The organism is Nonomuraea sp. NPDC049607, assembly GCF_040675375.1.
Taxonomy (GTDB): domain Bacteria; phylum Actinomycetota; class Actinomycetes; order Streptosporangiales; family Streptosporangiaceae; genus Nonomuraea.
Genome location: NZ_JBFAOV010000002.1, coordinates 245,096 through 269,480 on the forward strand (window position 1 = coordinate 245,096; position 24,385 = coordinate 269,480).

General features: G+C 71.5%; 27 protein-coding genes. 13 read left to right on the forward strand and 14 right to left on the reverse strand.

The genetic code is table 11. The annotated features are described in order from the left end of the window. Positions 1 to 69: 69 nt before the first annotated feature. A complete protein-coding gene (locus AB0J97_RS05375) occupies positions 70 to 1,230 on the forward strand; it encodes an FAD-dependent monooxygenase (RefSeq protein WP_364084789.1) in 1,161 nt (386 codons plus the stop codon). Here AB0J97_RS05375 and AB0J97_RS05380 read toward each other — a convergent pair. The 5 genes from AB0J97_RS05380 to AB0J97_RS05400 all read right to left on the reverse strand — a co-directional run bounded on the left by AB0J97_RS05380 (position 1,199) and on the right by AB0J97_RS05400 (position 6,949). Then, on the reverse strand, positions 1,199 to 2,155 hold the full coding sequence (locus AB0J97_RS05380) for a hypothetical protein (protein WP_364084792.1): 957 nt from the start codon (positions 2,153 to 2,155) through the stop codon (positions 1,199 to 1,201). The genes AB0J97_RS05375 and AB0J97_RS05380 overlap by 32 nt on opposite strands. Before the next feature lie 164 nt (positions 2,156 to 2,319). After that, positions 2,320 to 2,694, reverse strand: a complete 375-nt coding sequence (locus tag AB0J97_RS05385) for a VOC family protein (protein ID WP_364084795.1) — start codon at positions 2,692 to 2,694, stop codon at positions 2,320 to 2,322. A 53-nt stretch (positions 2,695 to 2,747) separates the two neighbouring features. Further along, entirely contained in the window at positions 2,748 to 4,931 is a 2,184-nt protein-coding gene (gene secA2, locus AB0J97_RS05390; protein ID WP_364084798.1) for an accessory Sec system translocase SecA2, read from the reverse strand. Positions 4,932 to 5,065: 134 nt separating this feature from the next. Then, positions 5,066 to 5,944, reverse strand: coding sequence for an EamA family transporter (locus AB0J97_RS05395; RefSeq protein ID WP_364084801.1), 879 nt, complete (start codon positions 5,942 to 5,944; stop codon positions 5,066 to 5,068). 189 nt (positions 5,945 to 6,133) lie between these two features. Then, entirely contained in the window at positions 6,134 to 6,949 is an 816-nt protein-coding gene (locus AB0J97_RS05400) for an SAM-dependent methyltransferase (protein WP_364084804.1), read from the reverse strand. 190 nt (positions 6,950 to 7,139) lie between these two features. Between AB0J97_RS05400 and AB0J97_RS05405 the strand changes: the two genes are divergently transcribed. Further along, positions 7,140 to 7,427, forward strand: coding sequence for a PRC-barrel domain containing protein (locus AB0J97_RS05405; protein WP_352352063.1), 288 nt, complete (start codon positions 7,140 to 7,142; stop codon positions 7,425 to 7,427). A 93-nt stretch (positions 7,428 to 7,520) separates the two neighbouring features. Here the strand turns inward: AB0J97_RS05405 and AB0J97_RS05410 are convergent, their stop codons facing one another. Next, positions 7,521 to 8,072 carry a nucleotidyltransferase gene (locus AB0J97_RS05410; RefSeq protein ID WP_364084808.1) on the reverse strand — a complete coding sequence of 184 codons (552 nt, stop codon included), beginning with the start codon at positions 8,070 to 8,072 and terminating at the stop codon, positions 7,521 to 7,523. Between the two features lie 140 nt (positions 8,073 to 8,212). Between AB0J97_RS05410 and AB0J97_RS05415 the strand changes: the two genes are divergently transcribed. Beyond that, a complete protein-coding gene (locus tag AB0J97_RS05415; protein ID WP_357699048.1) occupies positions 8,213 to 8,698 on the forward strand; it encodes a DUF1360 domain-containing protein in 486 nt (161 codons plus the stop codon). Here AB0J97_RS05415 and AB0J97_RS05420 read toward each other — a convergent pair. Beyond that, positions 8,695 to 9,648, reverse strand: a complete 954-nt coding sequence (locus tag AB0J97_RS05420) for a TIGR03557 family F420-dependent LLM class oxidoreductase (protein ID WP_364084812.1) — start codon at positions 9,646 to 9,648, stop codon at positions 8,695 to 8,697. The genes AB0J97_RS05415 and AB0J97_RS05420 overlap by 4 nt on opposite strands. Before the next feature lie 71 nt (positions 9,649 to 9,719). On the opposite strand from AB0J97_RS05420, the gene AB0J97_RS05425 reads away from it, so the two are divergent. Beyond that, positions 9,720 to 9,869 carry a GPGG-motif small membrane protein gene (locus AB0J97_RS05425; protein WP_165959640.1) on the forward strand — a complete coding sequence of 50 codons (150 nt, stop codon included), beginning with the start codon at positions 9,720 to 9,722 and terminating at the stop codon, positions 9,867 to 9,869. 138 nt (positions 9,870 to 10,007) lie between these two features. Beyond that, positions 10,008 to 11,789: a SpoIIE family protein phosphatase gene (locus AB0J97_RS05430; RefSeq protein WP_364084815.1), complete on the forward strand. Its 1,782-nt coding sequence runs from the start codon at positions 10,008 to 10,010 to the stop codon at positions 11,787 to 11,789. Between the two features lie 6 nt (positions 11,790 to 11,795). Here AB0J97_RS05430 and AB0J97_RS05435 read toward each other — a convergent pair whose 3' ends face one another. The 3 genes from AB0J97_RS05435 to AB0J97_RS05445 are packed head-to-tail and all read right to left on the reverse strand — an operon-like array spanning position 11,796 to position 13,830. Next, a complete protein-coding gene (locus tag AB0J97_RS05435; RefSeq protein ID WP_364084818.1) occupies positions 11,796 to 12,536 on the reverse strand; it encodes a metallophosphoesterase in 741 nt (246 codons plus the stop codon). Continuing rightward, positions 12,529 to 12,777 carry a BON domain-containing protein gene (locus AB0J97_RS05440; protein WP_364084821.1) on the reverse strand — a complete coding sequence of 83 codons (249 nt, stop codon included), beginning with the start codon at positions 12,775 to 12,777 and terminating at the stop codon, positions 12,529 to 12,531. Before AB0J97_RS05440 ends, AB0J97_RS05435 begins: the two co-directional genes overlap by 8 nt. 45 nt (positions 12,778 to 12,822) lie before the next feature. Beyond that, positions 12,823 to 13,830 (reverse strand): DNA topoisomerase IB, encoded by a 1,008-nt coding sequence (locus AB0J97_RS05445; protein WP_364084824.1) that lies wholly within the window; start codon positions 13,828 to 13,830, stop codon positions 12,823 to 12,825. Between the two features lie 45 nt (positions 13,831 to 13,875). Between AB0J97_RS05445 and AB0J97_RS05450 the strand changes: the two genes are divergently transcribed. Both AB0J97_RS05450 and AB0J97_RS05455 read left to right on the forward strand, forming a co-directional pair. Continuing rightward, on the forward strand, positions 13,876 to 14,151 hold the full coding sequence (locus AB0J97_RS05450) for a hypothetical protein (RefSeq protein ID WP_364084827.1): 276 nt from the start codon (positions 13,876 to 13,878) through the stop codon (positions 14,149 to 14,151). A gap of 8 nt (positions 14,152 to 14,159) precedes the next feature. Then, positions 14,160 to 15,164: an SDR family oxidoreductase gene (locus tag AB0J97_RS05455; RefSeq protein ID WP_364084830.1), complete on the forward strand. Its 1,005-nt coding sequence runs from the start codon at positions 14,160 to 14,162 to the stop codon at positions 15,162 to 15,164. A 36-nt stretch (positions 15,165 to 15,200) separates the two neighbouring features. On the opposite strand, the gene AB0J97_RS05460 is transcribed toward AB0J97_RS05455, so the two are convergent. Then, on the reverse strand, positions 15,201 to 15,656 hold the full coding sequence (locus AB0J97_RS05460) for a MarR family transcriptional regulator (protein WP_357699032.1): 456 nt from the start codon (positions 15,654 to 15,656) through the stop codon (positions 15,201 to 15,203). Between the two features lie 63 nt (positions 15,657 to 15,719). On the opposite strand from AB0J97_RS05460, the gene AB0J97_RS05465 reads away from it, so the two are divergent. Next, positions 15,720 to 16,088 (forward strand): VOC family protein, encoded by a 369-nt coding sequence (locus tag AB0J97_RS05465; RefSeq protein ID WP_357699469.1) that lies wholly within the window; start codon positions 15,720 to 15,722, stop codon positions 16,086 to 16,088. 266 nt (positions 16,089 to 16,354) lie between these two features. Here the strand turns inward: AB0J97_RS05465 and AB0J97_RS05470 are convergent, their stop codons facing one another. Next, complete coding sequence (locus tag AB0J97_RS05470) at positions 16,355 to 16,762, reverse strand: RidA family protein (RefSeq protein WP_364084833.1); 408 nt, start codon at positions 16,760 to 16,762, stop codon at positions 16,355 to 16,357. A 136-nt stretch (positions 16,763 to 16,898) separates the two neighbouring features. On the opposite strand from AB0J97_RS05470, the gene AB0J97_RS05475 reads away from it, so the two are divergent. Both AB0J97_RS05475 and AB0J97_RS05480 read left to right on the forward strand, forming a co-directional pair. Further along, positions 16,899 to 17,279, forward strand: a complete 381-nt coding sequence (locus tag AB0J97_RS05475) for a helix-turn-helix domain-containing protein (protein ID WP_364084836.1) — start codon at positions 16,899 to 16,901, stop codon at positions 17,277 to 17,279. A gap of 125 nt (positions 17,280 to 17,404) precedes the next feature. After that, positions 17,405 to 19,231: a transketolase gene (locus AB0J97_RS05480; RefSeq protein ID WP_364084839.1), complete on the forward strand. Its 1,827-nt coding sequence runs from the start codon at positions 17,405 to 17,407 to the stop codon at positions 19,229 to 19,231. Between the two features lie 5 nt (positions 19,232 to 19,236). On the opposite strand, the gene AB0J97_RS05485 is transcribed toward AB0J97_RS05480, so the two are convergent. Continuing rightward, positions 19,237 to 19,620, reverse strand: coding sequence for a ChaB family protein (locus tag AB0J97_RS05485; RefSeq protein ID WP_357699025.1), 384 nt, complete (start codon positions 19,618 to 19,620; stop codon positions 19,237 to 19,239). Positions 19,621 to 19,633: 13 nt separating this feature from the next. Next, positions 19,634 to 19,915, reverse strand: coding sequence for a hypothetical protein (locus tag AB0J97_RS05490; protein WP_352319513.1), 282 nt, complete (start codon positions 19,913 to 19,915; stop codon positions 19,634 to 19,636). Positions 19,916 to 19,953: 38 nt separating this feature from the next. Here AB0J97_RS05490 and AB0J97_RS05495 point away from each other — a divergent pair, with 38 nt between their 5' ends. From AB0J97_RS05495 to AB0J97_RS05505, 3 genes are all read left to right on the forward strand, one after another. Then, a complete protein-coding gene (locus AB0J97_RS05495; RefSeq protein WP_364084843.1) occupies positions 19,954 to 20,463 on the forward strand; it encodes a shikimate kinase in 510 nt (169 codons plus the stop codon). Positions 20,464 to 20,475: 12 nt separating this feature from the next. Then, on the forward strand, positions 20,476 to 21,030 hold the full coding sequence (locus AB0J97_RS05500) for a GNAT family protein (RefSeq protein ID WP_357699021.1): 555 nt from the start codon (positions 20,476 to 20,478) through the stop codon (positions 21,028 to 21,030). Between the two features lie 105 nt (positions 21,031 to 21,135). Continuing rightward, positions 21,136 to 24,378: a WD40 repeat domain-containing serine/threonine-protein kinase gene (locus AB0J97_RS05505; RefSeq protein WP_364084847.1), complete on the forward strand. Its 3,243-nt coding sequence runs from the start codon at positions 21,136 to 21,138 to the stop codon at positions 24,376 to 24,378. Positions 24,379 to 24,385 lie beyond the last annotated feature (7 nt).

Sequence of the window (24,385 nt, forward strand, 5' to 3'; positions counted from 1 at the left end):
AGGGGTAGTGTCACCGAACTACAGATGTAGTACGGTGACACTACAGACGTAGTAACCAAGGAGGCGATCATGCCCAAGGCTGTGGTGATCGGCGGCGGCATCGGAGGGCTGGCCGGCGGCGTGGCGCTGCGCCGCAAGGGGTGGGAGGTGAGCGTCCTGGAGCGGGTGGCCGCCGTCGAGCCCGTCGGATCGGGGCTCGCGATCGCCGCCAACGCCCTGAAGGCGCTCGACACGCTGGGCCTGGGCGACCGGGTGCGCGAGCTGTCCACGGTGGAGGGCCCGCTCGGCGTGCGCCGGGCGGACGGCCGCTGGCTGACGCGCACCACCACCGAACACGCCGACGCCCGCTACGGGGACTCGGTGGTCGTCATGCTGCGGGCCACGCTGATGGACGTGCTCGCCGACGCCCTGGGGCCGGACGTCCTGCGGCTGGGCACCACCGTGACGGGCGTGGACGCCGGACGCGGGATCGTGCGCACGGACGCGGGCGAGATCGAGGCCGACCTCGTCGTGGGCGCCGACGGCATCCACTCGGCGACGCGGCGGGCGCTCTTCCCCGGGCATCCGGGGCCGGCGTACGCGGGGGTCACGGCGTGGCGGGCGCTCGTCCCGCGCGGCGATCTGGCGATCCCTCGGTCGGAGAGCTGGGGAAGGGGGCTCGTGTTCGGCGTCCACCAGCTCGCCGACGACCTGGTCTACCTGTACGCCACCGACCTGTCACCGGCGGGCGCCACCCACGGTGACGAGCGGGAGGAGCTGCTGCGCAGGTTCGGCGGCTGGCACGAGCCGATCCCGGCGCTGCTGCGGGCCGCCGACCCCGCCCGGATCATCCGCAACGACGTGTACTACCTCAAGACGCCGCTTCCCGCCCTCCACCAGGGCAAAGTGGCGCTGGTGGGCGACGCCGCCCATCCGATGACCCCGAACCTGGGCCAGGGCGCCTGCCAGGCGCTGGAGGACGCCGTGGTGCTCGCGCACCTGGCGGGCGGCGACCTCGCCGCCTACACCGCCGCCCGGCTGGCGCGCACGTCGGCCGTGGTGCGGCAGTCGATGACGATCTGCCGGGTGACCAAGGTGCGCAACCCCGTCGCCGTACGGCTGCGCGACCTCGCCGTCACCGTGGCGGGCCGGGTCAGCCCCGAGCTGATGCTGCGTTCGATGGACGACGTGCTGTCCTGGCGTCCGCCGGTGGAGGCGGTCACTGACCGGACGCGGGCCGCTGACCGGTGACCGCGCCCTCGGAGTCAGCCTTGGACGCCGCCTGGGACGCAGCCTCGGCGGCCACCGTCGCCGAGGTGAGCACCGGCGGCACGGGAGCGGGGGCGGGGGCGGGCTTGGAGTGGTCGGGGGTGAGGCGGCCCAGGGTGATCGTGCCGCCGATGGTGAGCGCCCCGGCCAGCAGGGCGGGGATCGCCGTGGACGGGCTGGTGGGCAGCGGTTCGCCGAGCAGGATCGCCCCCGCCAGCACCGACGTGATCGGGTCGATGACCTGGACGCCGGCGTAGGCGATGCCGAAGTAGCCGACCGCGTACGAGCGCTGGAGCAGCACGACGGCGCAGACCAGCAGCACCGGCACGGCCAGCGTGAACCAGTGGATCAGCCGGCCCCACTCCCCCTCCAGCCCGCCGCCGACCACCCGGACGAACGTCGAGACGCTGGCCGTCACCACGCCCGCGCCCACCGAGAGCAGCAGCGCCCGCGCCGGCCCGTGGAAGCGCCGCGCGAGCAGCTGCGAGACCAGCGCGATCGCCGCGATGACGCCCAGGAAGCCGAGCGCGGCGCCACTGCTCAGCCGGGGGACGACGTTGTGCTGCGGCACCAGCAGCATGAGCCAGAGCAGGCCCACCGCCACGGCGATCGAGCCGAGGATCTCCGCCCGGTACGGCTTGCGCCCGTACATGAAGGCGGCCAGCGGCACCGCGAACACCAGGGTGGCCACGCTGATCGGCTGCACGGCCACCAGGGGCGCGAAACTGAGCGCCACGGCGTGCAGGCACGCCCCGGCGAAGCCGATCACGCCGCCGATCCACCAGCGGGGACGCCGGACCAGCTTGAGGGAGGCGCCCGCCGACACGGCCTCGTACTGTTGGAGGGCGGCGCCGAGGGCGTATCCCAGCGCTCCGGCCAGCGCGATGAGCAGTCCGACCCAGGTCATCGGCGCCCGCGCAGGGGCAAGGATCCGTGCAGGAGCATTGCTCCAGCTTAGGAGCCGAGCAGAGCACTACCATCCTTCTTTAGGCTGATTAATCACCTAAATGCGGCTGTCACCTGCACGAACATGTTGCTGATCCTTGGCCCTCCGCGGGGGCGTCACGGCGCTTACGATTGCTCGGGAACCACGCAGAACAGGTGCCCCTCCGGGTCCTGCAGCACGATCCAGCGCGTGCCCTCCTCCGTGACGCCCGGCTGGAACTCCGGCTTGACCGCCCCGAGCGCGATGTACTCCTCGACCGCCTTGTCCAGGTCCGGGACGCGGAAGTCGAAGTGGAACTTCTTGTCCGGGCTGGGCCAGGTGCCCGGCTTGTAACCGGGGACGCGGCCGAAGTAGATGTTGGTGGAGCCGTCGCCGATCGCCGCGTACTCCTCCTCCGAATACTGGATCTCGAAGCCGGTCACCTCGTGGTAGAAGGCGGCCAGTCCGCGCGGGTCGTCGCAGTCGAGGGTGAAGGCTATGAGCTTGGCTTTCGTCGTCATGCGTCCATGCTGGCAGGCGTACCTGTCATCTTCTGTCAGGTACGCCCGGCCGGTCAGCCGCGACGCGTGGCGGCCGTCACGCGCTTGAGGATCCGGTCCCATTCCGTGCCGAACGGGTTGTCCTGCACCAGGTACGTCCACGTGGCCGACGGGCGCTTGAGGTCGGGCTCGGGGGCCTCGAAGGACTCCAGCGAGCGGCGTTCGACCTCGGCCTGCAGCGCCTTGTACTCGGCCACGGCCTCCCGCTGGAACTCGTCGACCGGGCTCATCCGGCCCAGCGCGCGCAGGTGGATGCCCTCGCGTAGATCGTTGAGGAAGGCCAGGTGCTCGGTCCAGCAGGTGTCGATGGCGTGCAGGACGATCTGGCGGGCCGTCTCGTCCCTGGTGTCCTCGGGCAGCTCGGCCCAGCGCCCGGCGTCGGCCTCGGCCAGCGCCTTGGCGGCGGCGTCGCCGTGGAGGACCTTGTCACGCCATTCGAGGATCAGCTCACGCTGGTGTTCGAGCAGGCGGGTGTAGCGCCAGGTGTTGCGGTGGATCTCCAGGTTGACGCCCTCGGCGACCCGCTGGGCGTGGCCCACGATGTACGCGCCGCGCCGGTGGCGCACCAGGCCGTCGGGGTCGGCTGCGGGCGGGCGCTCGTCGGGGACGAACTGGGTGATCAGATCGTCGGTCATGCTGACGAAGAAGACCGAGCCGCCGGGGTCGCCCTGGCGGCCGGCCCGGCCGCGGAGCTGGTCGTCGAGGCGGCTGCTGGCGTGGCGCCCCGAGCCGATCACGTAGAGGCCGCCGAGCTCGGCCACGCCCTCGCCGAGCCGGATGTCGGTGCCGCGGCCGGCCATCTGGGTGGAGACGGTGATCGCGCCGCGCTCGCCCGCCCTGGCGATGATCGTGGCCTCTTCGGCGTCGTTCTTGGCGTTGAGCACGACCGGTTCCATGCCGCGGCGTTGCAGCAGCTTGGCGAGGTTCTCCGACTCGGCCACGTCGAGGGTGCCGATGAGGATCGGCCGGCCCGTCTCGTGGATCTCCTGGATCTCCTCGACCAGCGCGGCGTCCTTGTCGGGGACGGTCGGGTAGACGCGGTCGGGCTCGTCCTGCCGCACGCACGGCCGGTTGGACGGGATGACCGCGACCTTGAGCCCGTAGAACTCGCCGAGCTGCTCGTTGACCGCGACGGCGGTGCCCGTCATGCCGCAGATCTGCGGGTAGCGGCGGATCAGCCCCTGGACGGTGATCGAGTCGAGGATCTCGCCCTTCTCGCTCGGCGGCAGCGCCTCCTTGGCCTCCACGGCCGCCTGGAGCCCGTCGGGCCAGCGCTGGAGCAGCGCCACCCGGCCGCGCGAGGGGTTGATGAGCTGCACCCTGCCGTCGCGGACGATGTAGTCGACGTCGCGGGCGAGCAGCGCGTGGGCGTGCAGCGCGAGGTTGAGCTCGATGAGGGTGCCGGGCTCGTGCTCGTCGTAGAGCTCGACGCCCAGGATGTTCTCGACGCTGTCGGCGCCCTTGGGGGTGAGGTAGACGTTGCGCGCCTGCTCGTCGATCTCGTAGTGGTAGCCGCGGACGAGCGTGCGGACCAGCGCCGCCATCTCCGGCACCGCGCTGCCGGGGTCGGCCGCGCCGGCCATCACCAGCGGCACCCTGGCCTCGTCGACCAGAACGGAGTCGGCCTCGTCGATCAGCGCCACCTCGGGCGCGGGCACGATGATCTCGGCGGGGTCGGTGCGCAGCCGGTCGCGCAGCACGTCGAACCCGATCTCGCTGACCGGCCCGTACGTGACGTCCTTGGCGTAGGCGGCGCGGCGCTCCTCCGGGGTGGAGTTCTGGTCGATCCAGCCCACGGTGACGCCGAGCGACTCGTAGAGCGGGCCCATCCACTCGGCGTCGCGCCTGGCCAGGTAGTCGTTGACGGACATCACGTGGACGCGCTTGCCCTGCAACGCGTAACCGGCGGCGGCCATGGCGCCCGACAGGGTCTTGCCCTCGCCGGTCGCCATCTCGGCCACCTTGCCGTCGAGCAGGGCGAGCGTGCCCAGCAACTGCACGTCGTACGGCCTGAGCCCGAGAGTGCGGTCGGCGGCCTCGCGCACCACGGCGCAGAACTCGGCCAGATCGTCCATGGCCGGCGTCGGCAGCTCTTCGAGCTTCCCGATGCGGTCGGCGCGCTCGTCCGCCGCCTTGACGATCTTCAGATAGGGGGTCAGGTTCACCCCGCCCGGACGATCCAGGAGGTTCCTGAACATTCCCTTTATCGAGGCCACAGTTCCTCCAACGCACGTTTCGCCGGCGCCGTTCCCTTAAGCCGAAATGAGGGAGCGGAGCGACGATACGGCAAGCGTCGCCGTACCGGACCTTAACTCATCACGGGCCCTGGACCTCACATCTCCGTATCCGCTTTCAGCGCGAGAACCGCGACGGCGGCGAGCAGCAGCGCGCACCCGCCCCACGCGAGCGGCGTGAGCCGTTCGCCGAACAGCACGACGCCGATCAGCGCCGCCCCGGCCGCCTCGCCGAGCGAGATGATCGAGACCGTGGTGGCGGGCAGCGCGGTGAGCGCGCGGAAGAACAGGCCGTAGGCCAGGGCCGTGGGGACCGCGCCCAGGTAGAGCAGCAGCGCCGCCGACGACACGCTCAGCTCGGGCAGCACGCCCGCCGGCAGGGCGAAGGGCGCCAGGCAGGCCGCCCCGACCACGAAGCCGCCGACGGCCGTGCCCTGCGGGTCGGTCCTGTGGCGCCGGGAGAAGAGCGTCACGCCGGCGTACCCGGCGGCCGAGAGCAGGGCGTACCCGATGCCGGCCCCGCTGCCCGCTGGGGCCTCGGCCCGGACGACGGACTCCCAGGTGAGCAGGACGAGCCCGGCCGGCGCGGCGGCCAGCGCGGCGCGGGCGACCGGTCCCAGCGGCTCGCGCAGCAACAGGCGCCCGCCGATCGCGGTGAAGATCGGCGTGGCGCCCATGGTCACGACGGTCGCGACCGCGACACCGGAGCCGGCGATGGCCGCGAAGTACGCCGTCTGGTAGACGGCCATGCCGGCCCCGACCGGCAGCACGTGCCAGGTGAGCCGCCGCGGGCGCCACGGGCGGCGGGTGAGCGCGAGGAGGAAGGCGGCGCCGAGCAGGTAACGCCAGAAGGAGACGCCGATGGGACCGAGATGGCCGGACTCGAACAGCAGCGCGCCGGCGGCGCCGCCGGTGCCCCAGGCGGTGGCGGCCACGGAGACGTAGACGGCGCCACGGCGGGCGGAGACAGGGGTCATGACAGGAGTTCTCCGGATGGAGTGGTCGGAATGGGCCCGTGTGCGGGCAGCAACCACCCCCGGATCCGTCAGACCCGGAAATTCCTGGAACGCCGCCGCCCGCTAGAGGGCGGGCGGCGGGGAGCAGATGAGGAGACGACGCGGCATGGGCGACACCCTAGCCGTCACCGGTCATGAGGCGCACCGGGATTACGGCTTGCGGGCCACGCCGCCCAGCAGCAGTTCCTCCCAGGGGGCCAGCGGGCCCGGCAGCCGCTCGTCGGGGTGCCATTCCGGGAAGTGCACCACCCCGGGCTCGACCAGGACGAGCCCGTCGAAGTACGCCTCGATCGCCGTCCGGTCGCGGAAGTGGCCGGTGCCCATGGTGGCCTGGAGCAGGGTCTCCAGGGCCTTGGCCTTGGGGTTCTCGGAGGCGAGCATGTTGGAGACGGCCAGGTGGCTGCCAGGGGCGAGCTCGGCGACGTACCGCCGGACCAGGCCGTGGGGGTCGTCGGCGTCGGGGAACAGGTGCAGCAGCCCGACGGCGAGCAGGGCCGTGGGCTGGTCGAGGTCGATCAGGCGGCCCAGCTCGGGGTGGCCGAGCACGGCCTCGACGTCGCGGGCGTCGGCGGTGATCGCGGTGGCGTTGGGGTTGCCGCTCAGGATGGCGCGGGCGTGCGGCTCGACCATGGGGTCGAGGTCGACGTAGACGACCCTGGTACGGGGGTCGGCGAACTGGGCGACCTCGTGCGTGTTCTCGATGGTGGGCAGCCCGGCGCCGAGGTCGATGATCTGCCTGATGCCCGCCTCGCGGACGAGGAAGTCGACGACCCGCCCGATGAAGGCCCGGTTGCACCAGACCAGGTCGACCACCTCGGGCACGGCGTCCTTGAGCCGGCGCGCCACCGAACGGTCGACGGAGAAGTTCTCCACGCCGCCCAGCAGGCAGTCGTGCAGGCGGGCCACGCTGGGACGCGTGACATCGACGCCCGCGGGGGCCCACTCCTGCGCTTCGCCGACAGTCATCCGGCCCCCTTTCCAGTCCGTGACGCGGATCGTATCCGCCACCACCGACGCTTTGTGGGGGGTTTACCGGAGTCTGTCCGGGTAGCGGAGGTCTTGCCCGAGAAAAGACGGAAGAAGAGAGGAAGAGAGCCCAATGGAGCTCTGGAACTATCGTGCTGACGTCTATGACCGGGGTCAGAGTCTGGATCTCGTGGGGTACCACGTCCAGGCGACCGACGGGAAGATCGGGTCCGTCGACGAGGCGACGTACGAGGTCGGCGAGAGCTACATCATCGTCGACACCGGTCCCTGGATCTTCGGCAAGAAGGTCATGCTGCCGGCGCAGGTCGTCACGCGCATCGACCCTCAGGAGCGCAACGTGCACGTCGCGCGCACCAAGGCCGAGATCAAGGACGCGCCCGAGTTCGACGAGGGCAGGTACAAGGAGCCCGAGTACCGTACGCGGCTGGGTGACTACTACGGCCGCTACGGCGGGTGACCCTGGACGTCTGCCCCAGAAGGGCAGTCCGTCCTAGAAGGAGGGCCGCGTCCGAGAAGGACGCGGCCCTCCGCCCGTTCCGGGCCGCCTCCGTCAGGGCCACCGGCTCTCGCCGCCGGCCACCACCGGCTCGCTCAGCACGCCCAGCCGCTCCAGCAGCGTGACGAACGTCGTCGCGTACGGCGAGTCCGCCGTCACCGCCACCACCCTTGACCAGTCGACCTGCTCGCGCAGCGCCCGCACCTGGGCCAGCAGCGCGCCGTAGTCGCAGGCGTGCTCCGACAGCGGCAGCAGCCACGAGATGACCAGGTCGGTGGCCTCCAGCACCGGCACGATCACCGCCGACGCCTTCAGCGGCTCGGCCCGGTCCAGCAACTCCTCGGTGATCTCGTGGTCGGAGACCCGGAAGATCAGATCGACCAGCCGGCCCTCGTCGTACGCCTTGACCAGCCAGTCCTCCGGCGGTTTGGCCGTCTGGAAGCCCAGCCCGCGCAGGGCCTCCAGCGCGGCGGGCACGTCGTGCTCGGTGAGGACGAAATCGACGTCGTGCAGGGAGGGGGCGGCGCCTCTGGCGTAGGCCGCGCAGCCGCCGGCCAGCGCGAACTTCACCCCGGCGTCCTTCAGCCCGGAGCTCGCGCGCTTCAACGTGTCAAGGATGGCGTCGGTGACCGCATGGCCATGGCTGCTCATGGTTCCGGGCTACCCGCACGATCGTCATGTAGGCGTTGCGGACAGCGCATAGGGACAGGGCGTAGGGACGGGGGTTGAGGGTAGCGCCACACCCTATGACCGAGATGCTGGAGAAGACGGAACGGGCGTACGGCAACGGGCACGATCGGCCGCTGGGCGGCTACATGGGCATCCTCGCCACGTACGGGGCGGGGGTGGCCGGCGCGGTGGTGGCCACCGTGCTGACCAAGAGGAAGCTGCCCGAGCGGGTCGGGGTCCTGGACCTCGCGCTCATGGCGGCCTGCACGCACAAGGTCTCCCGGCGCCTGGCCAAGGACCCGGTCATGAGCCCCCTGCGGGCGCCCTTCACCAGGTACGAGGGCCAGGGCGGCCCCTCGGAGGTCCAGGAGGAGCCGCGCGGGCCGATGGGCGAGCTGCTGGCCTGCCCGTTCTGCCTGGCCCAGTGGGCGGCCACCGCGTACGCCGTCGGCCTGGTCTTCGCCCCCAGGGTGACCAGGCTCGTCGGCGCCACGATGACCGCGGTCGCCATCTCCGACTGGCTGCAGCTCGGTTACGCCAAGCTGATGAAGTCGGCCGGCTAGCGCACCCTCGGGAGCACTTCGCGCTCGTAGAAGTCGAAGAAGGCGTCCTGCTCGGGGCCGATCTGGTTGACGTAGACCTCGTCGAAGCCGGCGTCCACGTACTGCCTGATCGCCCGCGCGTGGACCTCGGGGTCGGGGCCGACCGGGCTGCCGCCCACGGCCTCGTCCTCGGTGACCGACTCGGCGAGCTGTTCGAAATGGCGTGGCAGCGGCAGGAGCTGCGACGCCTCACCCTTGATCCCCTGCGTGGGCCACAGGCGGTGGACGGTCTTGCGCGCGGTGGCCTCGTCGGCGGCGTAGCAGGCCTTGAGCCCGCCTAGCACCGGTTTGTCGCCGCCGCCGGCCTCGCGGAACATCGTGACCGACCCGGCGTCCGGCGCGGTGGAGATGTAGCCGTCGGCCAGCCGTCCGGCCAGCGTCGTCGACTTCTCGCCGAACCCCGACATCAGGATGGGCGCGGGCTCGTCGGGGAGCGTGTAGAGCCGGGCGGTGTCCACGCGGTAGTGCGCGCCCCGGTGGGTCACCAGCCTGCCGGTGAACAGCTCGCGCATCAGCCCGACGGCCTCTTCGAGCATCTCCAGACGTTCGTCGAGCGGCGGCCAGCGGGACTCGACGACGTGCTCGTTCAGCGCCTCGCCGGTGCCCACGCCCAGCCTGAAGCGTCCGCCGGTGAGCGCCGCCGTGGTGGCGGCGGCCTGCGCGATGACGACCGGGTGCGTACGGACGAGCGGGCAGGTGACGGCTGTGGTGATGGGCAGGGAGGTCGCCTCGGCCAGCGCGCCTATCACGGACCAGACGAAGGGCGCCTGGCCCTGCTCGTCCAGCCAGGGGTGGAAGTGGTCGGAAATCCACAAGGCCGTGAAACCCGCGCGTTCGGCGGCCTTGGCCTGGCGTACCAATTCTTGGGGGCTGTGTTCCTCGCACGACAAGAAATAGCCGAATGTCGTCATGAATCCCCACCTGCCCGTTACTGCGGAGAAAAACATGTTAAGGAGTCGCGCGTGGGGGCAGTTGCCGTGGCATGGCTACTTTGCTTTGGATCATCGCTGTAATCCTCGTCATCTCCGGGATCTACGTGATTCTGGCCCGGCGCGACCTCCTCTGGGGGATCGTGCTCATCGTCCTCGGCTTCCTCGTGGGGCCGGGTGGGGTCAGCATCTTCAATGTCTAGGGCGGACGCGCCGCCCTGGACCCCGTCCGCGACCGTCCGCTGGGCCGAACCTCGAGAACGGCCCAGCGGAACACCTAGGTTTACCGAAATATCAGCAGCACCAGCCCTCAATCCCGATTGATCGGGCATGGGGAGCGAGTGAGCAGATTTCCGCCGTTCAGCCGCTACGAAATGAACGCGGCTTCGGCAAGGGTCCGTGAGCAGCTCGCTCACCTGCGCCGCCACCTGCGTTCCCAGGCCATCCTCGACGAGGCCACGGCCCGCCTGGCCACCCGGCTCAACATCCGCCCAGGCGAGGCCGCGGAGCAACTCGCCAGGATGGCCCAGCACAGCGGTCTGGAGCTGACCGAGGTCGCCAGGGGCATCGAACCGCTGCCCGAGCAGGAGCTCGAACAGCCCGAGGTGCCCCAATGGGTACGCGGCATGCTGGCGGGCGTGCACGCCTCGGCCATCTTCCTCACCCCCGTCCAGGACGACGCGGGCCGCGTCGTCGACTTCCTGGTCCTGGCCGCCAACAAGCACGCCAGGACCCCGGCCGGACGTACGGCCGACGACCTGGCCGGGGGCCGCCTTCTGGCGGTCAGCCCCGGCGTGGCCGGTTCGGGCCTGCTCGACGACTACATCGCCGTGTACGAGACGGGCGAGCCCCTCCACCACATGCCGATGGAGTTCGTCGAGGCCATGGACTACCGGCTGTGGCCGGCGACCCTGAGCGTGCGTGCCTCGCGCGTGGACGAGGGTCTGCTGGTGACCTGGCGCATCCTCGACGACGAGGAACTGCTGGTCTCCGGCTGGGAACGCGCGCAGCGCCTGGCCGAGCTGGGCTGGGGCGAGTGGAACCTGGCGACCGAGCGCACACTGTGGACGCCTCAGATGTACGAGATGTTCGGCCGCGACCGCGCCGACGGCCCGATGGCCCTGGAAGAGCTGCCCAGCGTGGTGGTCGCCGACGACCTGCCGCTCATGGACGAGCAGATCCGCACGCTGCTGGAGTTCCGCGAGGCCGTGGAGAACGAGTTCCGCATCCAGCACCGGCACGGCGTGCGCCACCTGTGCGTCTACAGCGAGCCGATCCTCGACGGGGACGGCGTGCCGATCAAGGTCCGCTCCCTGGTCCAGGACGTCACCAAGAACCGCCGCAGGGAACGCGCGCTGGCCGTGGCGCACGAGCAGGCGACCAAGGAGAAGGAACGGGCCGAGCAGGAGCACCGGATCACCGTCCAGCTCCAGGACACGATCCTGCCGATCCGCCGGGGGCTCATCAGCCTGCCGGGGCTCAGCGTGGGCGTGCGCTACCTGCCGGGCGAGGAGCTGGCCAGTCTCGGGGGCGACTGGTTCAAGGCCCGTCTGATCACCGACGGCCGCGTCCTGCTGGCCATCGGCGACGCCATGGGCCACGGCCTGACCGCCGCGAGCATCATGTTGCAGATGCGCTCGGGGCTGGCCGGGCTGGCGTACACGGGCGCTCCCGCGGGCCGGCTCGCCACCTGGCTGAACGACCTCATCGTGCACTCCAACGAGGGCATCACCGTCACCGGCACCGCGATCATCGGCCACTTCGACCCCGAGCGGCGCACGTTCGCCTGGACCAACGCCGGGCACCCGCCGCCCGTCCTGATCAGGGACGGGCAGGGGAAGCCGATCGAGGGGGTCACCGGCACCCTGCTGGGGGCCTTCGACGCGGCCGAGTTCGGCATGACCGTCACCCAGCTCGAACCGGGCGACACCCTGCTCATGTACACCGACGGCGTCGTCGAGCGGCGCGGTCAGGACCTGGACGCGGGGGTCGCCGCGCTCGTCCGGGCCTCGCACGCGTGCGTGGGGGACGATCCCGAGCAGATGATCGACTGCGTGCTGGAACGGCTCGGCGCCGACAGCGCCACCGACGACGTGTGCGTCATCGCCGCACGGGTGCTGTGAGGGCCGTCAGTCGTCGTAGTCGTTGCCGGGCTCTTCCAGGCAGTAGACGCCGTACGCCTTGCCGAGGACGGGCAGGGCGACGTTGCGGACGCGGATGCCGCCCGAGGTCGTGCCCTTCTCCGTGCCCTTGTGGGCGTGCCCGTGCAGGATGAGGTCGGCCCCCGCCGTGTCCACCGCCTCGGCCAGCAGGTAGCTGCCGAGGAAGGGGTAGATCTCCAGCGGCTCGCCCTCCAGCGTCTCCTTGATCGGGGAGTAGTGGGACAGCACCACGCGCTGGTCGGCCACCAGCTCCTTCAGCGCGACCTTCCACGCCTCGGCGATGTAGCGCGTGTGGGAGATGAAGTTCTTGATCTCGCGCTCGCCGAACTCGCTCGCGCTCTTGCCGGCGAACCCGCCGCCGAACCCCTTGCCGCCGACCACGCCCAGCTTCCGGTCACCGCACTGGATCACCGTGCCGTCGTCGTCGAGCACGATGACGCCGGCGTCCCGCAGCTCGGCGGCGATCTCGTACTGCAGGTCGGAGTGGTAGTCGTGGTTGCCCAGGACGGCCACGGTGGGGATGGGCAGGCCGCGCAGCTCGTCGGCCACGAGCCGCCCCTCCTCCAGCGTGCCGTGCCGGGTGAGGTCGCCCGCGAGCATGAACACGTCGGCGCGTTCCTCGATGCCCTCAAGCCTGCGCCGGTACTGGCCTCTGACGTCCTCGCCCAGGTGGATGTCGCCCACCGCCGCTATTCGCAGGTCAGTCAAGATGCTCATCCTCCCCCGGCACCGAGACGTCGACCACGCGTATCTCGTTGTGCAGGTGCAGCTCGGGCGCGATCTCCCGCGCCACCTGGCCGAGCCTGTCGCGCTGCTCGGCTCCGCTCACCTGACCACGCAGGAACAACTGGTCGCCGCGGACGTCGACCCGTATGCCGAGCTCGTTCGTGCGTCCGTCCTCGGCCAGCGCCCGTTGGACGCGGGCCGCGACGTACTGCGGAGCTTCCATCGTCTGTCTCCTTCCATTGTCGCCGCATGCCCGGGGATTAACGGCTCAAACAGCGCGAATCAGGTCTATGACCGCCCGTTCCACCGTCCCGTGCGTGGCGAGCTGGCCGTAGTCGGTGTCGGCTCCGAGCTCCGTCAGGGCCGCGGCGATCGTCCTGTTCTGGTCGTACGCCTCCACCACCCGCGGGTCCACGTACGACGCCCGCGCCACGGTCGGCGTGTTGCCCAGATACTCGGCCACCTCCCGCATCACCCGGGTGACCGCCCGTTTCCTGGCCGTGCCGCTCCCCCGGGCGTGTCCGGAGACCGCCAGGCCCACGGCGGCCAGGACGGTCGCGTGCCAGGTGCGGAAGTCCTTGGCGGTGACCTCGCACCCGATCAGTTCGCGCAGGTAGTCGTTGATGTCCTCGCTCCTGACGTCCTCCCACCCGCCTTTCGGACGGCGGTAGCGCAGCAGCTCGCCCTCCGCGCCGAGCGCCTTGAGCGAACGCAGCACCGTGCACGCCCCCGGATCGGCCACCTCGACCTCGCGGGAGATGTCCCCCTTGGCCTGGTAGGCACAGGTCACGATGCCGTTCCGGCACGTCACGTGCTCCATGCGCAGGGTGGCCAGGCCGTAGGTGTCGTAGCTCTCGCCGCCGATCCTGAAGAACCCGATGTCCAGCAGGCGGGCGGCGGCGGCGAGCACCCGGTCCCTGGTCAGGCCGCGGCCCTTGAGCCGGTCGTCCACGGCCTGCCTGAAGGCGGGCAGGCGCTCGGCCACCTCCAGCACGTGGTCGAACTTCGCCTTGTCCTGCTGCTCGCGCCAGAGGTCGTGGTAGCGGTACTGCCGGCGTCCGGCCGCGTCCGTGCCGACGGCCTGGAGGTGGCCGCGCGGGGACGGGCAGATCCACACGTCCTTCCACGCCGGGGGGATGACGAGCGACCGGATGCGCTGCAGTGTCGCGCTGTCGCGCACCGGCCGCCCGTCCGGTCCTTCGTAGCTGAAGCCTCGCCCGCGGCGACGCCTGACGATCCCCGGCTCACTCTGATCACTCGGACGCAGCTCGGGCACGCACGGCGGCTACCCAGGACGTTAGGCAACAAACAGGACGGGCAGGTGAGCGGCATGCCTGAGAACACGGATGACGGTAGATGGTACGAGCAGGGTGACCGGAAGGGGCACCCCATGGTGCCCGCCACACCGCGCGACGTGGTGCACATCAGGGTGGGGTCGTTCATCCTGGTGTTCCTCTTCGCGTTCACGGTGCTGGGGCTCATAGCGGGTGCGCCGGTGATGGCGGGGATCGCGATCGTGTTGTTCATCGTCACGATCATCGACATCGCCATGGCGATCCGGCGGCAGAAGGAACGAGGAACGGGAGAGGCAGGCTGACAGTCGACATGGCATCCCTTCGAGGACGCGTGGTAGTGGTGACGGGCGCCAGCGGCGGGGTCGGACGGGCGGTGGTGCGCGAACTCGGCGCCCGCGGCGCCCGCGTGGCCCTGGTCGCACGCGGCGAGGCGGGCCTCGGCGCGGCCGCCGTGGACGTGGGGACCGCGGGCGGGGACGCGCGGGTCTACGAGGCGGACGTGGCCGAGTACGAGCAGGTGAAGGCGGCGGCGGAACGCGTCGAGGCGGAGATGGGACCGATCTCCGTCTGGATCAACTGCGCCTTCTCCTCAGTGTTCGCCAAGTTCGCCGACATCTCGCCGGATGAGTACGCCCGTACCACTTCGGTGACGTACCTCGGCTACGTGTGGGGCACCAAGGTCGCCCTCGACCTCATGGGCCCCCGCAACGCCGGGACGATCGTCCAGGTCGGCTCGGCCCTGAGCCACCGCGGCATCCCCCTGCAATCGGCGTACTGCGGGGCCAAGCACGCCATCAAGGGCTTCACCGAGTCGCTGCGCACCGAGCTCCTGGCCGACCGCAGCGGCGTCGAGGTCACGCTGGTCCAGCTCCCGGCGGTCAACACCCCTCAGTTCGAGTGGGTCCTGTCCAAGCTGCGGCGGCACCCCCAGCCCGTCCCCCCGATCTACCAGCCGGAGGTCGCGGCCCGCGCCATCGTCTACGCCGCCGAGCACCCCGGACGCAAGGAGTACTGGGTGGGCGCCAGCACCGCGGCCACCGTCCTGGCCCAGCGCGTCGCCCCCGCCCTCGTGGACCGGTACCTGGCCAGGACCGGCATCAAGTCCCAGCAGACGGACGAGAAGCAGCCGAGCGGGGTGTCCAACCTCTGGGAGCCGGCCGACGAGGACGAGGACTACGGGGCGCACGGGACGTTCGACCAGCGCTCACACGGTCACAGCCCCCAGCTGTGGCTGTCCCAGCACCGGCGCGCGGTGATGCTGGCGGCGGGGGGCGTGGTCGCGGCGGTCACGGCGGCCCGCCGACTCAACCGCTGACCCGGCGGCGAAGGCGGGCCACCTCGGAGCGCCGAGCTATGCGTCGTCACCGTCGCGCAGGGAGTGAATCATGCTCCGCAGGATCCGGAAGGCGTCCGACTGCTCGGTCTCGTTCATCCCGGCCAGCATTCTGACCTCGACGGACCGGACCGCCGCGCTCGCCTTCTCCAGGCTCCGCCGGCCGCTGGGCGTGAGCCGCGCCGGAAGGGCCTTCCCGACCGGCGCAGCCGCGGGCCTGGTCACGTAGCCGTCTCGTTCCAGGGCCTGGAGCAGCACGTTCATCGACTGCCGGGTCACGAACGCGCCACGCGCGAGCTCGGAGTTCGACAGGCCCGGCCGTTGGGCCAGCAGTTCCAGGCAGGAGTAGTGCGTCACGGTCATCCCGAGCGGCCGCAGCACCTCCTCCATGGCTGCGCGCAGGGCGCTCGAAGCCTCTTTCAGCAGGTAGCCCAGCGATTTGTCCAGGTCGATGCCGCCACCGCTTTGACTCATGTCAGTATTCTGACATACATTGCTGCGTGTCAGTATCCTGACATGAAGAGAAGGAGCATCACCATGCCCGTCACCGGCCCCGACTTCATCTCGCTCCAGGCGCGCGACCTCGGCGCTTCACAGGCGTTCTACGAGCGCTACCTCGGCCTCGTCCGCTCGCCGGCCGGGCCTCCGCACGCCGTCGTCTTCGAGACGAAGCCGATCGCGTTCGCCCTGCGCGACGTCGTCCCCGGCACCGATCTCGCGTCCGTGGCCCAGCCCGGCATCGGCGCCTCGATCTGGCTGCACGCCACCGACGTCCAGGCCATCCACGACGCCCTCGTCGCCGACGGCCACACCATCGTCTCCGCACCGATCGACGGCCCCTTCGGCCGCACCTTCACCTTCGCCGACCCCGACGGCTACCAGGTCACCCTCCACGACCGCGCCTGAAGGCGGCCGTCCTGGCGTGGAAGCGGTGTGCCTGCGACGCCGGGGATCGGGTCCCCGCCCTCGGCCAGAATGCCGCGCCACTTGCCGCGCCGCTCCTCGATCCCGCCCTCGGCGACCTTCGGCGCACACAACGGACCGTGGATCTCGCCGAGGACGTCCCCGTCACCGGGCCGCGAGGGCTTCACTTCACTGAGAGAAACTGAGAAGTGGGTTCTGAACGACGTTTCTCAGTTGGTTCTCAGTACATCGCCTCCGGCATTGCCCGGTCAGGGGAGGAGGGCGGTGGCTTCGATCTCGACCAGGTGGTCGGGGACGGCCAGGGCGGCGACTCCCAGCAGGGTCGCCGGTGGGGTCGACGTCACCCCCAGCTTCGCCTTCGCCCGGGAGATCCCCTCCAGGAGGGCGGCCATCCGGTCGGGGGTCCAGTCCACGACGTGGACGGTCAGTTTCGCCACGTCGTCGAACGTGCCGCCCGCTCCGGCCAGGGCGGTGGCGAGGTTGAGGTAGCACTGCTCGACCTGCGCGGTGAGGTCGCCGGCGCCGATCGTGGTGCCGTCGGCGTCCCAGGAGACCTGGCCGGCGACGAAGACCAGCCTCGTCCCCGACGCGACCGCCACCTGGTGGTAGACGTCGACCTCGGGCAGCCCCTCGGGGTTCAGCAGGGTGACGGGCATGGTGGTGCGCCTCCTCGGAACACGGGCGGCCGGAACGCGTGCGCGGCCGCCTCACAGTCTCTTGTGGTTACTGAGGAACTGTAGGAGAGTGTCCGCTGACGTGGAAGAACGCACTTTTCAGTGACTGGGGAACCTCATGGTGACCAAGCAGTTCAAGGGCCCGGACGGCGAGGCGGACCTGAGACGGGCCGACTCCCTGGCACGGGAGATCTTCTCGGACGTCGCCAACAAGTGGGCGTTCCTGATCATCGAGGCCATCGGCGAGGGCACCCTGCGGTTCGGTGAGCTGCGCGACCAGGTCGAGGGCATCAGCCACAAGATGCTCACCCAGAACCTGCGCATGCTGGAGCGCAACGGGCTGGTCGAGCGGGAGGTGTATCCGACCGTGCCGCCGCGGGTGGAGTACACCCTCACCGAGCCGGGGCGAGCCCTGCGCGCGACGGTCGACGCGATGTGCCACTGGACGCAGCGCCACCTCGGCGAGATCGAGGCGGCCCGCCGCCGCTTCGACACCTGACACCCCGACCCGGGCCGCCCCGCGAGGGATGTTTCAACTGTGGATAAATGGGGTCAGGTGGCGTCAAGCCCGAGTTAAGCCGCGCCCAGGGGGTAGGCGGCGTGAAACTCACGAGGAGGGTCTTGATGCCTGAACGCGATCTCCAGTATTTGACCGAACTGGCCGCGCAACTGCGCGTCGACTCCGTACGCGCCGCCGCGGCGGCCGGTTCCGGGCACCCCACCTCGTCCATGTCGGCGGCGGACCTGATGGCCGTGCTGTTCGCCTGCCACCTCAGGTACGACTTCGACCGCCCCGACAACCCCGGCAACGACCACCTGATCTTCTCCAAGGGCCACGCCTCCCCCCTTCTCTACTCGCTCTACAAGGCGGCGAAGGTCATCGACGACGAGGAGCTGCTGTCGTTCCGGCACAGGGGAAGCAGGCTGGAGGGGCACCCCACCCCCCGGCTGCCCTGGGTCGACGTCGCCACGGGCTCGCTCGGGCAGGGGTTGCCGGTGGGCGTGGGCGTGGCCATGGCGGGACGGCTGGAACGGTTGCCGTACCGGGTGTGGGTACTGTGCGGTGACAGTGAGCTGGCCGAGGGGTCCATCTGGGAGGCGGCCGAGCACGCGGGGGCCGAGGGGCTGGCCAACCTGGTCGTGATCGTGGACGTGAACCGGCTGGGACAACGCGGCCCGACCAGGCACGGATGGGACACGGGGGCGTACGCGCGCCGCTTCGGCGCCTTCGGCTGGCACACGATCGAGATCGACGGGCACGATCCCGGGCAGATCGACTTCGCGCTCGGGGACGCCTGCAACACCCGCCGACGTCCCACCGCGATCCTGGCCAAGACCCGCAAGGGCGAGGGGGTCACCGAGGTCGAGAACCGGGAGGGCGCGCACGGCAAGCCGCTCAAGGATCCCGACAAGGCCATCGACGAGCTGGGCGGCCCGCGCAGCGTCCGGGTGGACGTGCACCCCCCGGAGGGCGAGGCGGAGCCGTTCCACTTCGACACGCGACCGGCGACGGTGCCCGAGTACGAGGTCGGCGGGAAGGCCGCGACCAGGAGCGCGTTCGGCGCTGCGCTGGCGGCGCTCGGCGCGGCCCGCGGCGACGTGGTGGCGCTGGACGGCGAGGTGGCCGACTCGACCAAGACCCAGGAGTTCGGCGAGGCGTTCCCCGAGCGCTTCTTCGAGATGTACATCGCCGAGCAGCAGCTCGTGGCGGCGGCCGTCGGCCTGTCGGTACGCGGCTGGACCCCGTACGCGGCCACCTTCGCGGCGTTCCTGACCAGGGCGCACGACTTCATCAGGATGGCCGGCGTGAGCCAGGCGTCGATCCGGCTGGTCGGCTCGCACGCCGGCGTCTCGATCGGCGAGGACGGCCCCTCGCAGATGGGCCTGGAGGACCTGGCCATGATGCGGGCGGTGTACGGCAGCACGGTGCTGTACCCGTGCGACGCCAACCAGGCGGCGGCGCTGACCGTCGAGATGGCGGACGTGTCAGGGGTGTCCTACCTGCGCACCACGCGCGGGGAGACCCCGGTCATCTACCCGCCGGGCGAACGGTTCCCGGTGGGCGGCTCGCGGGTGCTGCGGCGCTCGCCCGACGACCGGGCCACGATCGTGGCGGCGGGCATCACGGTGCACGAGGCGCTGGCGGCGGCCGAGGAACTGCAGGCGGCCGGCGTCCCGGTCGGCGTGATCGACCTGTACTCGGTCAAGCCGGTGGACGCGGCGGTGCTGGTGGAGGCGGCCACGACGACGGGCAACCTGATCACGGTCGAGGATCACCGGCTGGAGGGCGGTCTCGGCGACGCCGTGCTGGACGCCGTCAGCGAGCTCGGCCCGCGGGTGGTGAAGCTCGCCGTGACCGGGTTGCCCGGGTCGGCGACGCCTGAGGAACAGCTCGCGGACGCCCGCATAGACCGCCACGCGATTGCCGCGGCGGTCAAGCGGTTGCTTTGAAGGAACTAGCGGGCCTTCGCCGTGGCCTTCCTGTTGGCCTTCTTGATGGCGTCCACCAGTTCCTTCTTGGTCATCCTGGATCGGCCGCGCACCCCGAGCCTGGACGCCACGCCCTGCAAGTGCTCCTTGCTGGCGTTGGCGTCCACGCCCTCCTCGGTCCGGCCGGAGCGGTCGGTCGCGCCCTTGTCGGACGGTCCCTTCTGCCCCTTCGCCTCCCAGTGGTCTCCGACCTTCTCGAAGGAGTGCTTGAGGGCGGCGAACGCGGTCATGTGCGCGCGCCGCCCCTCTCCGTACTCCTTCACGGCGGAGTCGTGCGCCTTGATCCACGTGTTCTGCGCCTTCTTGGGCGAACGCTTGATGGTCGACGGCAGCTCGTCAACGGCTGGCATGTCGATTCACCTCCTACAGCGGCGGTTCGTCGTAGTGGCGGCGCTCCTCGTACACCGTGGTCCTGCGGGTCTCCGGCTCCTCGTAGATCTCGTGCCGGTGCACCGGCTCGTCGATGGGGCCGACCGCCCTGCGGGTGACGCTGATCCGGTAGATGCCGAACAGCAGCCCCGCCAGGCCACCGAGCATGAGGATGACGCCGACGACGTTGATGTCGAGACCGGCGAGATCGAACTCGACGGCCCAGGTGAGGATCGCACCGAGCATGATGAGGATGATGCTTCCGGCGATGGTCATCAGATTTACCTCCTTGACACGAAGGAACCTCTATCCACATGTCGAAAAACAAACCAGTCGTGGTGATCGGGCTGATGGGATCGGGTAAGACGACCGCGGGCCGCCTCCTGGCCACGGCGCTGGCGATGCCGTTCACCGACAGCGACCCGTTCCTGGAGAAGGAGTACGGCGGCACGGCGGCGCAGATCGCCGCCCGCGAGGGCGCGGACGCGCTGCACCGGTACGAGGCCGAGCACGTGCTGGCGGCGCTGGCGGACGAGCCGAAGGTGATCGCGGCGGCGGCCAGCACCGTCGAGGACCCCCGGGTGCGTGCGGCGTTGCGCGACGCGTTCGTGGTCTGGGTGGACGCCGCCGACGCCGTCCTGGCGCAGCGCATGAGCTCGGGCGCGCACCGCCCCGAGTTCCAGCCGGCGGAGATGCGGGCCCGGCGCGAGCGGTATTTCGAGCAGGTCGCGGACCTGACCTGTGACGTCGGCGTGCTGACCCCGGAGGAGGTGCGCGACGCGGCACTGAGGAAAATGGGTTTGCCGGTCGATGACCAGGGCTGATAGCCAAAGGGGATGTTCGCCGAGAAACCCACTCTGACGGGGAAGCTGGTCAGGTTGCTGCCGGTCGGCCCCGAGCACGTCGAGGGCCTGCTCACGTTGGTCGGCGACCCGGAGGTGACCCGGCTGACGGGCAGCCACGGCGAGGCCGACCCCGAGGTGGCCCGCCAGTGGTACAGCACGAGAGGCGAGCACGCCGACCGGCTCGACCTGGCCGTCATGGCCGGCGACGAGTACGTGGGCGAGGTCGTGCTCAACGAGCTCGACCGGCACAACCTGTCGTGCAACCTGCGGATCGCGCTGATCGGCGCCCGGGTCTTCGGCAAGGGCTACGGCAGCGAGGCGATCGAGCTGGTCCTCGACCACGCCTTCGCCACCACGCCGCTGCACCGGATCAGCCTCGACGTCTACTCCTTCAACGACCGGGCCCGGCACGTCTACAAGAAGGCCGGGTTCGTGGAGGAGGGCGTGCAACGCGACACCCTGCTGTGGGAGGGCGAGTGGCACGACTCCGTGACGATGTCGGTGCTGCGTCCGGAGTGGCAGTCAAGATCCGGGAACCTGGCATAATGATCATGACGCATGGGTCCCCCGAGGCGCGCGGGGGACCTGTGGTCGTTCTCCCACAACCAACGGCCGCTCCGGCGCATCTAAGCATCAGTGACGATGCGCTTGGTGCCTGGTGATCCCGAGAGGCTGGGCGGCTTCTGGCTGGCCGCCCGGCTCGGCGCGGGCGCGCGCGGAGTGGTCTACGACGCCTACGACGACGACGGCCGCCGCTACGCGGTCAAGGTGCCGCGGGTCGAGGTGGAGCCGGTCGCGCGGGTGACCTGCCCGCATCTGGCGGAGGTGGTCGCGTCCGGGGTCGATCACGGCGTCCCTTACGTGGTGAGCGAGTTCGTCGACGGGCCCGACCTGCGGCAGGCGGTCGAGCGGCACGGGCCGTACCGGGGCGAGGAGCTGGCGGCGCTGGCCGGGGCGCTGGCGGGGGCGCTGAGCACGCTGCACGCGGCCGGGCTGACACACCGTGACCTGCGGCCGGAGAGCGTGCTGCTGGCGGCGGGCGGCCCCAAGGTCATCGACATGGGGGCGGCGGTCGGCGGGTCGCTGGGGGCGACGTGCACGTACCTGGCCCCGGAGATCCTGACCGGCAGCGGCCACGAGGCGGCGACCGACGTCTTCTCCTGGGGGGCCGTGGTGCTCTACGCGGCCACGGGCGGCGATCCGTTCTCCGGACGCAGCCTGGGCGTGGTGCTGCACCGGCTGCTGACCGTCGACCCCGACCTGAGCGCCCTGCCCGAGGGGCTGCGCGAGCTGGTCGGACGGGCGCTGGCCAAGGACCCCGCCGCTCGGCCCGCGGCGCACGAGCTGCTGGTCGAGGCCGACCCCGCCGCGCTGCGCCCGCCGGACGGAGTGGCCGGCCACCGGTCGCTCGGCGAGCTGGCCGAGGACGTCTACGCCGGGCTCACGCCGCGCCAGCAGGAGGCGGTGCCGGGGCTGCTGCTGCGCCTGATGGACGGCGACGAGCCCCACGACGAGGGCGGCGTGCTGGCCCCGCTCATGGCGGCCGGGCTGCTCGTGCGCCGCAGCGTCCGGGTGCCGCCCACCGAGACCCCGGTCGGCAAGCTCGTGGCCGTGCGCGACGACCGGGTGGGGCCGGCCAGCGCCGCGCTCTACCGGGCCTGGCCACGCCTGCGCGGGTGGGTGGCCGACGAGCGTGACGGCCTGGCCGTCCACCGGGAGCTGCGCCTGGCGGCCGACCGGTGGTCGCGCCACCGGCGCGGGCAGACGTACCTCTACCGGGGCGACCGGCTCGACACGGCGCTCGGCTGGGCCGCGGCCAGGCGCCGCCACCTGCGCCTCAACCAGCTCGAACGCGACTTCATCGGCGCGAGCGTGGCCATGTCGAAGCAGCGCAGGCGGCTGCTGCGCCCGTCGCTGGCGACGCTGGCCGCCGCCCTGGCCGTCGCGGTGTCGATGTCGGCCCTCTCCCTGAACGGCGAGCAGCAGCTGCGGGGGCAGCTCCTGGAGGCCAACGCGCGGGCCGTCGCCGCCCGCGCCGAGGCGCTGCGCTCCTCCGACCCGCGTACGGCGATGCGGCTGAGCGTGGCGGCCTGGCGGATGTCGCCGGTGTTCGAGGCGCGGGCGGCGTTGCAGGCCTCGCTCGCGCAGCCCGAGCTGGGCGTGTTCACCGACCCCGCGGCCGACGAGCGGGCCGGCTACCTGCTGCGCGGCGACGAGCTGGTCAGGTGGGGCGACGGCACGCTGACCGTCTGGGACGTCCGCGGCGGCCGGCAGCTCGCCACGCGCGCGCTCCCCGAAGGCAGCGCCGCCCTGAGCGAGGACGGCCGGTACGCCGAGGGCCCGGACGGCCGGCCCGTCGAGGTCGCCACCGGCCGTACCCCCGAGACCGGGACGTACGCGATCACCAGCGGGAACCGGACGAAGGTGTACCGGGGCGGCGAGGTGCTGTTCGACGTGAGCGACCGCCGGGTGGCGGTGTCCCGCGACGGGAGCCGGGCCGCGTTCTCCGGCCTGGACGGGCGGGTCGAGCTGTGGGCGCTGCCGGGCCGGACCAGGGAACGGGTGATCACCGTACGGCCGCAGTCCGGGCCGGACCGGTCGGCGCCGCCTCTGGCGTTCAGCCCCGACGGCCGCACCCTGGCCGTGGCGGGCCGCGACGGCGTGACGCTGGTCACGCCCGGCGCCGAGCCGCCGAAGGGCGCCTCCGCCGCCGACTCGGCCCCCGCCCCCGTCGCCGCCTTCGCGGCGGAGGCGGGCGACGGTGAGAGGCTGTCGGACACCTCCGCCGGCACCCCCGTGTTCAGCCCCGACGGCACCCTGCTCGCCCTTCCCGGCCGGGACGAGGTGCGCGTCTGGAGCGTGGCCGACCGGCGGCTGGCCGGGGCCTACCACTTCCGCGGCGACCAGCACGGCGGCCTGGCCTTCTCCACCGACGGCCGCACGCTGCGCTACCTGAGCGGGCTGGGCTCGGTCGTCTCGCTCGACGTCCCCGGGCTGCCCGCGCCCTCCCCCGGCGTCCGCACCGCCGCGCTGTCGAGCGACGGCCGGGTCGCGGCCAAGGACGTGGGCGACGCCATCCGGCTCACCGACGTGGTGGCGCGCAGGCCGCTGGCCGAGATCGCCGCCACCGGCGACGTGACCTTCGACGCGGCGGGCAGGCTGCTGGCGGTGGCGGGCGACCCGGTCACCGTCTGGGAGGCGTCCGGCGGCAGGAGGGTGAGCGCCGTCGACGCGGGCGGCGACGTGTCGGCCGTGGCCCTGTCCCCCGGCGGCGACACGCTGGCCACCGCCCGTGGCCGCCTGCTGGAGACCTGGGACGTGCGCGCGGGCCGCCGGATCAAGGTCTACGAGGGGGCCGGCGACCTGGCGATGGCCTTCAGCCCCGACGGCTCGACGCTCGCCTCCGGCACGAACCTGCTCGACCTGCGTACGGGCGAGGTCACCCCGCTCGCCCCGGCCGCCGACCGGCCCACCGCGCTCGCCTTCTCCCCCGACGGCCGCACGCTGGCCCTCGGGCTCGGCGGCGGACGCGTGGAGCTGTGGGACGTACGGGAGCGCGAGCGGGCCGGCACGGTCGTGACCGGCTCGGCCCCCGTACGCGACCTGCGCTTCTCCCCCGGCGGCGACCTGCTGGCGATCGACGCCGAACGCACCTCCCTGTGGGACGCCGGCACGCTGCGCGAGGTCGGCCAGGTGGGTTCGTGGGCCGAGGGGCTGGCCTTCAGCCAGGACGGCCGCACGCTGCGCGGCGTGGCGGCCGACGGCAGCGTACGCGAGAGCCCGGTCGACCCGGCGCTGACGGCGCGGGAGGTGTGCGCCCGCGCGGGCGGGCCGCTCAGCCAGGACGAGTGGAGCCGCCTGATCCCGGAGAGCGGCTACCAGGGCGGCTGCTGAGCCGCCC